Annotated in this window: 16 protein-coding genes and 1 tRNA gene; 7 read left to right on the forward strand and 10 right to left on the reverse strand. The window is 39.0% G+C overall.

Going from position 1 to position 13,423, the window contains the following annotated elements:
- Positions 1-15 precede the first annotated feature (15 nt).
- The 9 genes from gpmI to FOT98_RS23650 all read right to left on the reverse strand — a co-directional run bounded on the left by gpmI (position 16) and on the right by FOT98_RS23650 (position 8,399).
- Entirely contained in the window at positions 16-1,545 is a 1,530-nt protein-coding gene (gene gpmI, locus FOT98_RS23610; protein WP_001231145.1) for a 2,3-bisphosphoglycerate-independent phosphoglycerate mutase, read from the reverse strand.
- Entirely contained in the window at positions 1,542-2,297 is a 756-nt protein-coding gene (tpiA, locus tag FOT98_RS23615; RefSeq protein ID WP_063263115.1) for a triose-phosphate isomerase, read from the reverse strand. Before tpiA ends, gpmI begins: the two co-directional genes overlap by 4 nt.
- Positions 2,298-2,329: 32 nt before the next feature.
- Positions 2,330-3,514 (reverse strand): phosphoglycerate kinase, encoded by a 1,185-nt coding sequence (locus FOT98_RS23620; protein WP_001036332.1) that lies wholly within the window; start codon positions 3,512-3,514, stop codon positions 2,330-2,332.
- A 139-nt stretch (positions 3,515-3,653) separates the two neighbouring features.
- On the reverse strand, positions 3,654-4,658 hold the full coding sequence (gene gap, locus FOT98_RS23625) for a type I glyceraldehyde-3-phosphate dehydrogenase (protein ID WP_000161234.1): 1,005 nt from the start codon (positions 4,656-4,658) through the stop codon (positions 3,654-3,656).
- A gap of 26 nt (positions 4,659-4,684) precedes the next feature.
- Positions 4,685-5,713, reverse strand: coding sequence for a gapA transcriptional regulator CggR (cggR, locus tag FOT98_RS23630; RefSeq protein ID WP_001258183.1), 1,029 nt, complete (start codon positions 5,711-5,713; stop codon positions 4,685-4,687).
- 135 nt (positions 5,714-5,848) lie between these two features.
- Positions 5,849-6,094, reverse strand: a complete 246-nt coding sequence (locus tag FOT98_RS23635; protein WP_063263114.1) for a glutaredoxin family protein — start codon at positions 6,092-6,094, stop codon at positions 5,849-5,851.
- A gap of 9 nt (positions 6,095-6,103) precedes the next feature.
- Positions 6,104-7,411, reverse strand: coding sequence for an RNA polymerase factor sigma-54 (gene rpoN / locus FOT98_RS23640; protein WP_063263113.1), 1,308 nt, complete (start codon positions 7,409-7,411; stop codon positions 6,104-6,106).
- 297 nt (positions 7,412-7,708) lie between these two features.
- On the reverse strand, positions 7,709-7,975 hold the full coding sequence (locus FOT98_RS23645) for a hypothetical protein (RefSeq protein ID WP_063263112.1): 267 nt from the start codon (positions 7,973-7,975) through the stop codon (positions 7,709-7,711).
- 348 nt (positions 7,976-8,323) lie between these two features.
- A tRNA-Arg gene (locus tag FOT98_RS23650) sits at positions 8,324-8,399 on the reverse strand.
- A 343-nt stretch (positions 8,400-8,742) separates the two neighbouring features.
- On the opposite strand from FOT98_RS23650, the gene FOT98_RS23655 reads away from it, so the two are divergent.
- Positions 8,743-8,946 (forward strand): hypothetical protein, encoded by a 204-nt coding sequence (locus tag FOT98_RS23655; protein WP_063263111.1) that lies wholly within the window; start codon positions 8,743-8,745, stop codon positions 8,944-8,946.
- A 414-nt stretch (positions 8,947-9,360) separates the two neighbouring features.
- Here the strand turns inward: FOT98_RS23655 and FOT98_RS23660 are convergent, their stop codons facing one another.
- Positions 9,361-10,215, reverse strand: a complete 855-nt coding sequence (locus FOT98_RS23660) for a hypothetical protein (RefSeq protein WP_063263110.1) — start codon at positions 10,213-10,215, stop codon at positions 9,361-9,363.
- A 206-nt stretch (positions 10,216-10,421) separates the two neighbouring features.
- Here FOT98_RS23660 and FOT98_RS23665 point away from each other — a divergent pair, with 206 nt between their 5' ends.
- The 6 genes from FOT98_RS23665 to FOT98_RS23690 all read left to right on the forward strand — a co-directional run bounded on the left by FOT98_RS23665 (position 10,422) and on the right by FOT98_RS23690 (position 13,293).
- Positions 10,422-10,628 (forward strand): DUF1657 domain-containing protein, encoded by a 207-nt coding sequence (locus FOT98_RS23665; protein WP_000216160.1) that lies wholly within the window; start codon positions 10,422-10,424, stop codon positions 10,626-10,628.
- 93 nt (positions 10,629-10,721) lie between these two features.
- Positions 10,722-11,207, forward strand: a complete 486-nt coding sequence (locus FOT98_RS23670) for a YhcN/YlaJ family sporulation lipoprotein (protein ID WP_071721503.1) — start codon at positions 10,722-10,724, stop codon at positions 11,205-11,207.
- Positions 11,208-11,236: 29 nt separating this feature from the next.
- A complete protein-coding gene (spoVAC, locus tag FOT98_RS23675; protein ID WP_063263108.1) occupies positions 11,237-11,713 on the forward strand; it encodes a stage V sporulation protein AC in 477 nt (158 codons plus the stop codon).
- Positions 11,714-12,730 (forward strand): stage V sporulation protein AD, encoded by a 1,017-nt coding sequence (gene spoVAD, locus FOT98_RS23680; RefSeq protein ID WP_088027980.1) that lies wholly within the window; start codon positions 11,714-11,716, stop codon positions 12,728-12,730. It abuts the gene before it with no gap.
- Complete coding sequence (gene spoVAE, locus FOT98_RS23685; protein ID WP_000575922.1) at positions 12,727-13,077, forward strand: stage V sporulation protein AE; 351 nt, start codon at positions 12,727-12,729, stop codon at positions 13,075-13,077. The genes spoVAD and spoVAE overlap by 4 nt, the downstream gene beginning before the upstream one ends.
- 9 nt (positions 13,078-13,086) lie before the next feature.
- Positions 13,087-13,293 (forward strand): DUF1657 domain-containing protein, encoded by a 207-nt coding sequence (locus tag FOT98_RS23690; protein WP_002167398.1) that lies wholly within the window; start codon positions 13,087-13,089, stop codon positions 13,291-13,293.
- The last annotated feature ends 130 nt before the right edge of the window (positions 13,294-13,423 follow it).

The raw sequence follows: 13,423 nt of genomic DNA on the forward strand, positions 1-13,423 counted from the left end.
TTTTATATAAGCAAATTATTTAATAATTGTTTTACCTGTCATTTCTTTCGGTTGTTCCACATTTAAAAGTGTAAGCATTGTTGGGGCGATATCTCCTAAAATACCACCTTCACGAAGCTCTACGTCATTTTTTGTAACGATGAAAGGAACCGGGTTAGTTGTATGAGCTGTCATTGGTCCACCATCAGCAGTTAACTCCTGATCAGCATTACCATGGTCAGCAGTAATAAGTGCTACACCATCTTTTGCAAGAATCGCTTCTACAACTTTTCCTAAACATTCGTCAGTTGCTTCTACTGCTTTAATTGTTGGTTCCATCATCCCAGAATGGCCAACCATATCACAGTTCGCAAAGTTAAGAATGATAACATCGTGTTTATCATTTTCGATTTCATTTACTAAAGCGTCTGTTACTTCGTAAATGCTCATTTCAGGTTTCAAGTCATACGTTGCAACCTTCGGTGAGTTAATTAAGATACGCTCTTCTCCTGGGAATTCAGCCTCACGACCACCACTAAAGAAGAATGTAACGTGCGGATACTTTTCAGTTTCCGCGATGCGAAGTTGCTTTAATCCCGCTTGCGCAACAACTTCACCTAATGTGTTATCAAGGTTCATTGGCTTGAATGCCACGTAACCATCTACAGTTTCACTGAAATGTGTCATACAAACGAATTCAGGAATGTGAGGTACTTTTTCACCACGATCGAACTCACGGAAGTCTTCGTTTGTAAATACACGAGCAATTTGAATTGCACGGTCTGGACGGAAGTTATAGAAGATAACTGCATCATCATCATTGATTGTTGCAACTGGCGTGTTATCTTCGTTAACAATTACAGACGGCAATACGAATTCATCGTAGATACCATTTGCATAAGAGTCTTCTACACACTCTTCTGCTGATTTATAAGTAGGGCCTTCACCATTCACCATAGCACTGTAACATTTTTCTACGCGATCCCAACGCTTGTCACGGTCCATAGAGTAATAACGACCAGAGATAGTCGCGAATTGTCCTACTCCTGTTTCTTTAATCACTTCATTTGTTGCATCGATATAACCTTTTGCTGTTTGTGGTCCAACATCGCGGCCATCTAAGAATGCATGGATATAAACTTTCTCCACGCCTTCTTTTGCTGCTAAGCGAAGAAGAGCAAACATATGGTTCATGTGACTGTGCACACCACCGTCAGAAAGTAAACCGAATAAATGAAGAGCAGTACCTTTTTCTTTTACGCTTTTAATTGCATTTTGGAACGTTTCGTTCTGATCGAACTCACCTTCACGAATTGCAACGTTTACGCGTGTTAAGCTTTGATATACAATGCGGCCAGCACCGATATTTAAGTGACCAACCTCAGAGTTACCCATTTGACCTTCTGGAAGACCCACTTCCTCACCACAAGCTGTAAGCGTTGTGTGAGGGAATTTGTTCCAGTAACCATCAAAATTAGGTTTCTTAGCTTGTGCTACAGCATTCCCGTGAGTTTCTTCACGTAGTCCGAAACCATCAAGAATGATTAAAGCTGTTGGCTTTCTCATTTTACCGCCCCCAGAAGACCTAAGAACGAAGCAGGCTCTAAGCTAGCACCGCCAACTAAAGCGCCGTCGATGTCAGATTGTGCCATATACTCTTTAATGTTTTCTGGTTTTACGCTACCGCCGTATTGAATACGAACAGCTTCTGCAGCTTCTGGAGAAACAGCTTCTGCAACAACTTTACGGATGTGCGCACATACTTCGTTTGCATCTGCAGAAGAAGAAGATTTACCTGTACCGATAGCCCAGATTGGCTCATAAGCGATAACAGTTGCTTTAACTTGTTCTTCTGTTAAACCTGCAAGTGCTTTTGTCACTTGACCTGCTACTAGATCAAATGTTTTTCCGCTTTCGCGCTCTTCTAAAGTCTCACCACAACATACGATTGGTGTTAAACCATGTTCAAATGCTGCAAGAGTCTTTTTGTTTACTGACTCATCTGTTTCAGCAAACATTTCACGACGCTCAGAGTGGCCAAGTACTACGTAGCCTACTTTTAAGTCGCTAAGTGCTACTGGGCTAATTTCGCCAGTGAATGCACCATTTTTTTCGAAGTGCATGTTTTGTGCACCTACTTGTAAGTCAGTTCCTTCAGTCGCTACTACAAGACGCTCTAAGAATAGAGCTGGAGAGCAAACTACTGCATCAACAGCTGTAGCTGCTGGGATTTGACCTTTAACTTCCTCTACGAAGCTAACTGCTTCAGATAGAGTTTTATTCATTTTCCAGTTACCTGCGATAATTGGTTTACGCATGCTTTGCACCGTCCTTTTTCTTTGGCTGCTACTTATTTGTCGTTAAGACAAACTACACCTGGAAGCTCTTTACCTTCCATGAATTCTAATGACGCACCGCCGCCAGTAGAAATGTGGCTCATTTTATCAGCCATACCGAATTTTTCAACAGCTGCTGCAGAGTCACCACCGCCGATAACAGAGTATGTATCTTCTGCATCTGCTAATGCTTGTCCTACTGCTTTTGTACCTTCTGCGAATGGAGTCATTTCGAATACACCCATTGGTCCATTCCATACAACAAGCTTAGAGTTTTTAATTACATCTGCATAAATTTCACGTGTTTTAGGACCGATGTCCACGCCTTCCCAGTTAGAAGGGATAGAGTCGATACCAACGATTTGAGTTGTTGCAGTTTCAGAGAATTCCTCTGTGATTACAACATCAACTGGCATGTAGAAGTTTACGCCTTTTTCTTTTGCAAGTTGCATAAATTCTTTAGCTAGTTCGATCTTGTCGTCTTCACATAGAGATAGACCAATTTCATGACCTAAAGCTTTAACGAATGTGTAAGCAAGTCCGCCACCGATGATTAAGTTATCTACTTTGTCTAATAGATGACGAATTACACCGATTTTATCTTTTACTTTCGCACCACCGATGATAGCTGTGAATGGACGTTCTGGGTTAGAAAGTGCTTTACCTAATACATCTAACTCTTTTTCCATTAATAGACCAGATACTGCTGGTAGGTAGTCTGCGATTCCTGCTGTAGAAGCGTGAGCACGGTGAGCTGCACCGAATGCATCGTTTACGAAGATGTCAGCAAGTGCTGCAAATTCTTTCGCAAGTTCTGCATCGTTCTTTTCTTCGCCCGCATAGAAACGTACGTTTTCAAGAACTAATACGTCGCCTTCGTTCATTGCTGCAACCATTTCTTGTGCAACTGGTCCGAATGCTTCGTCTGCTTTTTTAACATCTTTACCAAGAAGCTCGCCTAAACGTGCTGCTACTGGAGTAAGACGTAATTCTTCTACTGCTTGACCTTTTGGACGGCCTAAGTGACTTGCTAAAATAACTTTCGCACCTTGCTCTACTAAATATTGAATTGTAGGAAGAGCTGCACGGATACGAGTTTCATCTGTAATTTTGCCTTCTTTCATAGGTACGTTGAAATCAACGCGGCAAAATACACGCTTACCTTTTAAATCTACGTCACGAATTGATTTTTTGTTCATTGGATTTCCCTCCGACTACTAGTTAGGATTGACAAAACCCACTCAAAAGCTTAACACATTTGCTTTTAAAACGAAAGAAGAGAGAGAGGGAACAAACCCTCTCCCTCGTTTTGTCATTGATTACTTATATAATTAAGAATTAAAGACCTTTAGAAGTCATGTATGCTGCTAGGTCTACTACACGGTTAGAGTAACCAGTTTCGTTATCGTACCAAGAAAGTACTTTAACCATGTTACCTTCCATTACCATTGTAGATAATGCATCGATTGTAGAAGAAGCAGTACATCCGTTATAGTCGATAGATACTAATGGCTCTTCGCTGTATCCAAGGATACCTTTTAATTCGCCTTCAGCTGCTGCTTTGAATGCTGCGTTTACATCTTCAACTGTTACTTCTTTGTCAAGTTCAACAACTAAGTCAACAAGAGAAACGTTAGCAGTTGGAACACGTACAGCGCCACCGTTTAATTTACCTTTAAGTTCTGGTAATACTAATGCTACAGCTTTAGCTGCACCAGTAGATGTTGGGATCATGTTTTCAGCTGCTGCACGAGCACGACGTAAATCTTTGTGTGGTAAGTCTAAGATTTGTTGGTCGTTAGTGTAAGAGTGAATTGTTGTCATCATTCCGCGTTTTACGCCGAATTTTTCGTTTAATACTTTAGCGAATGGAGCTAGACAGTTTGTAGTACAAGAAGCGTTAGATACTACGTTGTGGTTAGCTGCATCGTATTGTTCGTGGTTAACACCCATAACTACAGTGATATCTTCGTCAGAAGCTGGAGCTGAGATGATAACTTTCTTAACTGATCCACCTAAGTGTTTTTCAGCGTCTGATTTTTTAGTGAAACGGCCAGTAGATTCTACTACTACTTCTACTCCGTAGTCGCTCCATGGTAATTGAGCTGGGTCACGCTCAGCGATAACTTTAATTTCTTTACCGTTAACAACGATGCTGTTTTCGTTAGCAGATACTTCTGCATTTAAAGTTCCGTGAACTGTGTCATATTTTAAAAGGTGAGCTAATGTTTTAGCATCTGTTAAGTCGTTGATTGCTACTACTTCTACCTCAGAGTTGTTAAGAGCTGCGCGGAATACGTTACGTCCGATACGTCCAAATCCATTAATACCAATTTTAGTCATTTGAATTTCCTCCTTGGGGGATTATATTAAAGGGTAATACCCTTTGTTAACTGTTTTGCTGCACCTTCATCTGTAATTAGAATTGAAGTGTGCCCTTGTTTAATTACAGCTTGTATTGCCTTTGCCTTTGAAGAACCTCCAGCGACTGCAACAACGTGAGATACATGTTGTAAATCCTCAAGTTGCATACCAACTGTTCTTACTTTATGAACAACATTTCCTTGTTCATTAAAGTAGTAACCGAAAGCTTCGCCAACTGCTTCGCTTGCTTGAATCTTTAACCAATCTGCTTCTGAAGTATTTCTGCGACGTGCCATTGTTAACGCATCACCTATTCCATGAATGACGATATTGGAAGATCGAATCAACTCAAGAACTTCTTTCACGGAAGGCTCTGTCACAATAGACGCATATGCTTCGCTACTAACATGGTCTGGAACATACAATAAGCGATAATTACTCATCGTATTTTGCGCCATTTTGGCACAAATGGTGTTGGCTTCTAATTCGACGCCTTCTCCAATTCCACCACGTGCTGGGACAAATAGCATATGTAAATCTTTGCAATCAAGCTGCATCATGTCCGCAGCAGCAGCTAGCGTAGTTCCTCCAGCCACAGCAACGATATTATTCGCTGTCAGACGGTCTTTTATACAAGTCACACAAGCACGGCCCATCTCCAGTTTGACCCAAGGCGATTCATCACTATCACCAGGGACAACGAAAACTTCATCCAAGTCTAATGTTTCCTTAAGTTGCTTTTCTAAAACCTTTAACCCGGAAATTTCTTTCATAAAGTCTTCCAAAGCAAGAACTAAAGCTGTTCCTTCTTCTGTCAAAGTCATTCCAGAAGAAGCGACGTGAACTAAGTTTTGTTCTTTCAAAACTTGAACTTCACTTCGCAATACTCGTTCTGTCATACCGAGACTTGCTGACAAATTTCTTCTTCCAATCGGCTGCATGAGCCTAATGTATTGAAGAATTTGCATTCTCGTTTGCATAACAGGTAGCAGATCAGGTAATAATTTTTTTGTGTTCTGAATCCATGAGCGCATATCTTTTCTCCTCACTACATTGGTTCATTTTTCCTCGTGGTCACTTTACGTCCCGTAGTGACATTTTGTGTCCCACATAGATTAAAAAAATAATCCCTGCTACGTGTATTATTGTAACAGGAGATAGAAACTTATTCAACTCTTAACTGCATTCTTTATATAGTTTATTATGACACCTTTGTGAATGTTACCATATTCCACCTGTTTCCCGCCTATTTCTACAACCGGAATCATTAGGTGATATTTTTCTAAAAGGTCATTATCTTCATATATATCTATTTCCTCAATTTGAAAAGAATATTCACATTGTACTTCCTGTAAAACTTGTTTCGCCTGCACGCACAGGCCACAATCTTTTTTTGTATACAGTACAACTTCCATCTTCTTCACCTATCCAATCGTTTTTCGTAATGACGACGCTGGAATGTGCATTTGTTCTCTATACTTTGCCACTGTTCTTCGAGAAATAACGATTTCATGCTCTTCTTCTAATAATTTTGAAATCTTTTGATCTGAAAGTGGCTTTTTCTTATTTTCCGCTTCAACAAGCGTTTGAATAAACTGTTTCACACGCTTTGTAGAAACTGCTTCATCTTCAGTAGTAGAAACAGCATTACTAAAGAACGATTTCATCTCAAATAAACCGTGTGGTGTTTGCACATATTTATTTCGCGTTGCACGACTAATTGTAGACTCATGCACACTTAACTCTTCCGCTACCTCTTTTAAAGCAAGTGGCTTTAAATGTTCTGGACCTTCCCAGAAGAAATCATGTTGTTTTTCCATAATAATGGTCATCACTTGCAGAAGCGTTTGTTTTCTCTGTTTTAAACTGCGCATAATCCACTGCACATGCTGATACTTTTCTGATACGTAAGATGCTACTTCACTTTCACTATCATTCAGAAGTGCACTATACTCAGAATGAATTTCAATTCTCGGCATATTTCTCTCATTCATTTGTAAAACGAGACGATCACCATCTTTTTTCACCGCCATATCAGGCACAATGTAAAGTGGTTTATCAGAAGAAAACGCAAGACCTGGTTTCGGCTGCAGGGACGTAATACAGTTCACCGCCGATTGCAATTCTTCATTACTACACTTCAACACTTGAACAAGCTTTCGCCAATCCTTCTTCACGAAATAAGCGAAGTGATCCTCTATAACCTCTTCCGCTAATCCATTCCGCCTTTGTAAGCGCTTCAATTGTAAAGTTAGACATTCCTGAATATTACGCGCCCCTACCCCTGCTGGCTCGAGCGATTGGACAAGCTCTACAGAGCGGTCGACTACATGAATTGGTGCGGAAAGGAGATCCGCTAACTCTTCGTTCGTTTCTTGTAAATACCCATTTCCATCCATGTTCATAATAATGAAAGAAGCTACTTTTCGCTCTTCTTCATCTATTTTATAATACTGTATTTGATTTAATAAATGTTGCTGAATCGTTGTAGAATCCACACTGTAGATTTCCATCTGATTCTCGACTTGTTTGCTGGTACTTTTACTGTTGTTAGAGCTCTTTTTCTTCTCCCTCTCAAAACCACCTAACTCAATAAGGGGATTCTCTAACGATTGCTCATACAAAAACTCCGATAATTCTTGTACATTATACTGGAGCATTGTAATCGCTTGCCTTAACTCTTGTGTCATTGCCAAACGTAAGCTTTGTTCTTGTAAAAGACTTGCCTTCAAACTAATCTCCCCCTTGTTTCTATTGTACAATAAGTTTGGTAAAAGGAGAATCCTCACGCAGACACCCATTCCAAAATATTATTAATTTATATGTATTAATGAGATTTACAACTTACAACCAAAATTTGAATAATATTGAAAGAAAATAATAGCGAGATAAAATTATTACCACATACTAATAGTAAATCTTATCACTAGATATAACAAGTAGTAATAAAAAAAGGTCTGAACTTACAAATGTAAGTTCAGACCTTTTTTTACAATAGAGAGTACATATCGAATACATGTACTTTTTACTTAACTGCAATAAATACCTAACGATGCCGTTATCTTATAAACTTCATTGAAATTTTCATCTTCCATAAATAGATCCATAATTTCCGGTATCCCTTTTGCATACGCAACTAACATCTCGAATGCATCATCTTTCGTTATTCTATGACGAGTCACACTACTGTTGTGATGTGTCATCATTACATAATAGACTTTTTCTCCGCACTCCTCTTCTTCCATACATGTAAGAAACGGTTTTATCTCAAATAGCTTACGAGGATCTTTTTTCATTTTTCTTCTCCTTCATAACAGTCAAGAAAGTCCCATAGTGCCAACGAAAAATGTTCACTTTTATTAAACTTCATCTTCCTGGCAAATGCGTCGATTCTATCCCTATCACTTTGTGAATCACTACTATCTTACTTGCCCTAACTTCGTTTCAGCAACTTAATAATACGCTTGTGCAACATATCTCGTTCAATTTTTAGTATCAAAAAATATTCTAAATTAAATTGCATTTCACACTTTCATTCTTTTCATAACGAAACAACCCCCTGTACACGATTATTTCTAATCATACACAAGGGATTGTTTTAGATTTACTATTCATTTTCAACACGTAACATCAACAATACATAACGCGCCCAGAGGGATTCGAACCCCCGGCAGACGTGGTACCGGAAACCACCGCTCTATCCGACTGAGCTATGGGCGCATGATCTAATTTTATAAACCGTTTATTATCAAGGTTTTAAGCCTTCTTCTATTCCGCTTTTCCACATTTAATTTCTTGCGAAAAACCTCTAATAGAAGTGAAATATAACAAGTAAATACCTGCTTATTTTCTCTCCATATAATAGCAATAAAACCCAGCCAAATCAATAAAAATATCTGATAACACATTATATAGAAGAAACTGCTCTCCCAACAAAATCATTCTAACATTAGCATGTATTAATTTTCATTAGATTTAAAATATAACATCTTTTGAACGACCTCTCTCAAACCTGTATTATGTATATATGTAATATTTTAACTCATAAGAAAGGAGTTCCCAAATGCTTATACAAAAATATAAAGGGTTAATGCTTGCAATCGCCGGTTGCATTATCGGTGTTTTCTCTGTTTTTTATCTCCAAGACCTCGCATATCCATATAAACTGAGTATCAAAATATTTGCAGCACTATTAGTAATGATTGGATGGACTATCACCAGCGAGTCCGACCATTTTTATAAAAAAAAGAGGGATAATGACGTATAAAGCGTTGTTATCCCTTTACTGTCACTCCCTTGCATTTCAATATACAGACATACGAACACAGTGTAAACCTGCTACAATTTGCACCTATACCATATATACTTGCTTTGTAACACTTTCAAACTATAAACCATCTCCGCTAGTTACAACTGAGTAGACATGGTTTTAATATTTGCTTTTCTAATCATTCCGCTACCTCTTTAGGAGCTACGTTTACAATGCCGTCCTGCTTCATAGCGTTTAATACTTTGCTAATGTTTTCGCCATTCATTTCATACTTTCCTAAATTCGCTACGTAGTCTATGTTTTCTATGCGTTGATCATCTAGTACACGTTTAAGTATTTATTTGTAGGAAATAATACCTAATTTCAATAAATTCAACCATGAAAAAAGGAGCGAATCCGTTCCTTTTTTAACTACTTAATTAGCTTTCCCTTATACATTTTCCAATAAGAGTACAACTCTTTCTCTGGCATATATGCTCCTCTGCTCTCTACCGAACCAGACACCGTAATCTTATCTCCTGGCTTAACATTCGCTAGTTCTTTCTTATTATCAAAACTCGCAATAAACGTATGTGCTTGTTCCTCACCAGTAAATTCGTTCCACGGTTTAGTAATTTGCTTCGTATTCACTACAACTTTAGAGCCCATCACATCCGCTACATAACCGCTCCATGTAAACACTTTTTTATGAATATTTTCATCATAAACCTTACCATTCTCATCTACACTTAAAGCATAATATTTATTTAAAAACTCTTCAAAAGGCAACGTTGTTAACTCAGCTTCTGCTTTCTTCTTTTCAGCTTCTTCTGCCTTTTTCTTTTCAACCTCTTCTACTTTGCGCTGCTCTTCTTCTGCCTTTTTCTTCTCAGCTTCTTCCACTTTTAAGCGTTCAGCTTCCTCTTGATCCTTTTTCTTCTTCGCTTCTTCCGCTTCTTTCTGTTCCTTCTCTTCGGCTTGTTTTTCTTTTTCAGCTTGTTGTTCTGCCTTTTTCTTCTCTTCTTTTGCAGCCTTTTCTTTTGCTTTTTCTTCCTTCTCTTTCTTCGCTTCCTCAGCTTGCTTCGCGGCTTGAGCCTTTTCTTCCGGGCTAGGTTCGTAAGTAACAGATCCTATAATCAACAAAAGAAATCCTATTGTCATAGCAACCAATATTTTTTTCTTATGTGGTTTTAATCGTTTCATAAAAAAAGACAAAATAAAAACAACAGTCAGGATTGGAAAAGTAACAAATCCTACTATCGCCATTAATAAAAATAAAGTATTCATGTACAACCTCCGCATTTAAATTCCATAAGCAACTATTATAAACATTTATATCATAATAAATAAAGGTTTTTATATTAGTATTAATTTCCTCCTATTTTCATATAAGATCTCCTCGCAAGCTTCAAACCTAAATTTTCCAATCATAAATTCACCCCAACTCACAAATTATAACCTTTGAATTGATATTCCAAAGGGGGCTTCATTCAATGACTGTAATTACAAAACTAAAGCAAACTGTTTCTGGATTAAAAAGTGCACAAGCTAGCTTAGAGGGATTCGCTCTTGATACGGATAACCAACAAGCAAAGCAACTTTTCCAAACAGCTGCAGAGCAAACACAAACGATTATCGATTCTTTAAACCCACGCGTTGAAGAAGTCCAACAAGAAGAACCACAATACTCACAGCAATAACGGATTCGTCATGCTGTGAAATAGAAAAAGGATGATATGCAGTCATCCTTTTTCTATCACATTACATATTGCAATAGAAATGGAATGATAATCATGCGAAAACTCGGCCTCATAACCGCATTATTTGCCCTTCTATGTAGCTCTTTTACCGGATGTGATAATAGTCCCTTAGATAAAAAAGTGAAAGAAGAAGCAAAACGAACGGAGAAAGAGAAAGGTCCCAAATTAACAAAGACGAGTACGGAATCATTTAATCAATCTATATCACAAGGAGCCAAGAAAAGAGCTCTCGCTATGGATGAAATTATAAAAAGCACAGCAGTGAATTCAAATTTAGATCTCTACATAGCAGTTACACCGGAGCACCACGAAAGGTTTGGATTAAAACCTTTACGTAAGAAGCTTCAAAAGCAGATAAGTGATGAACATCCTACTTTCGACGTTCGTGTAAGTACAGATAAAAAAATCTTTATGTTACTCGAAAAGCTTGAAAGAAAGATTAAGGAAAAAAAAGTATCTAAAGATGAGATTAATAAGCAATTAAAGCTCATCGGGAAAAAAATGGAGTCTAACACTTAACGCTTTTTAAAAGAAAAGGAAGGATCGCAATGTCTAGTAAAGATAAGAACTTAACCCCTGTACAACAGGAGTATAAAAAATTTGAGCAAGAACGAGAACCGAAGCGCCCTGTCTTGAAAAATTGTATAAAAGCCTTTTTCGTCGGTGGCTTTATTTGTTTCATTGGACAACTCATTTCTACGTTTTATATCACATATTTTGATTTCACTGAGCGTTCCGCAGGAAATCCAACAGTTGCAACTCTTATTTTCATCTCCATGTTGCTAACTGGATTCGGCGTATACGATCGCCTCGGACAATTCGCTGGAGCTGGCACCGCTGTACCTGTTACTGGATTTGGGAATTCCGTAATCGCAGCATGTATTGAACATCGGACTGAAGGATTCGTACTCGGCGTTGGAGGAAATATGTTTAAATTAGCCGGCTCCGTTATTTTATTTGGTGTATTTTCAGCTTTCGTCATCGCACTTATTAAAACGATTCTCGTTCAATGGGGAGGTCTATAAATGTTACAAGGACACCGAACATGGGTATTCGAAAACAAACCAGTTATTATCTCAACCGGGGTAGTTGGTGGACCGTTTGAAGCGAATGGAAATATACCTGAAGACTTCGACACCCTCCATGAAGATTTATGGCTCGGACAAGATTCTTACGAGAAGGCGCATAAAATTTTATTTGAAGAAGCTTGTAGCCGCGCTACTGAAAAAGCCAAGCTTCGTAAAGACGATATTCAATTTGTACTTGCAGGAGATTTAATTAATCAAATCACTCCAACAAGCTTTGCCTGCCGTACACTCGGAACACCATATCTCGGATTATTCGGCGCATGTTCTACTTCAATGGAAGGATTAGCACTCGGGGCAAGCATTGTAAATGCAAAAGGCGCAAAGTATTTATTAACTGGAGCATCCAGCCATAATGCCGCTGTAGAAAAACAATTCCGATATCCAACTGAATATGGCGGTCAAAAACCTCCTACCGCACAATGGACAGTAACTGGAGCTGGCGCAGCTATTTTAAGCGACACTGGACATGGCCCTAGAGTAACATCTGCAACAATCGGACGAGTGATTGATATGGGATTAACAGATCCTTTTAATATGGGTGGTGCGATGGCTCCAGCGGCTGTCGATACGATTGAAGCCCATTTACGCGAACGACAAATTGACGCCTCTTATTACGACTTAATCGTAACAGGTGACCTTGGACATGTCGGTCGTGAAATTGCCTACGACCTCCTACATAAACACGGAACAAAAGTAACGAGCGAACAATTCCAAGATTGCGGAATCATTATTTATAGAGACGGACAACCAGTCATAGCTGGGGCAAGTGGACCAGGATGTTCCGCAACAGTCGTGTACGGTCATTTATTAAACCGAATGAAAAGAGGAGAGTTCAAAAAAATACTTGTCGTTGCGACAGGCGCTTTACTATCTCCACTTACATTCCAACAAGAAGAAACGATTCCGTGTATCGCTCACGCCGTTTCGATTGAATTCGGAGGTGCAACGCAATGATTTTTTTCTGGGCTTTCGTCATTGGTGGACTCATATGTGTAATCGGCCAACTTATGTTTGATGTCGGCAAGCTAACACCCGCTCATACAATGGCAACACTTGTTGTTGTCGGCGCTATACTGGACGGATTTAACCTGTATGAACCATTAATTGATTTCGCTGGAGCAGGGGCGACTGTACCTATTACAAGTTTCGGTAATGCCCTCGTTCACGGCGCAATGGAAGAAGCTGCAAAACATGGCATCGTCGGCGTCATCACCGGTATGTTTAAAGTAACGAGCGCCGGCGTATCTGCAGCTATTATTTTCGGATTCATTGGAGCATTGCTATTCAAACCGAAAGGATAAGGTGTTCGTATGACTGTTATCGCTAGCGTTAAAACCTGCCTCGCTAGTGTAAGGGGCGCTCAAGCAAGCTTAAGTTCTCTTTCACTAAATTCACAGGACGCGGAATCAAAACGTGTATTTCATGAATGTATGTTAGAAATGGACAGCATCATCGCTGATTTACAGAATAGAGTTTCAGTATTAGAACGTGAAGAACCTCAATATAAAGGGTTTTAAGTAGACTGGAGGAAATGACTATGTCTCACCTACCGGAATGGACACTTGTCATTCTTCGCTCTGTATTCATATTAATTATTTTATTCGCTATTACGAAATGGTTAGGGAAAAGACAAATCTCTCAGCTCTC

Source organism: Bacillus sp. HY001, from assembly GCF_007558965.1.
Taxonomy (GTDB): domain Bacteria; phylum Bacillota; class Bacilli; order Bacillales; family Bacillaceae_G; genus Bacillus_A; species Bacillus_A mobilis.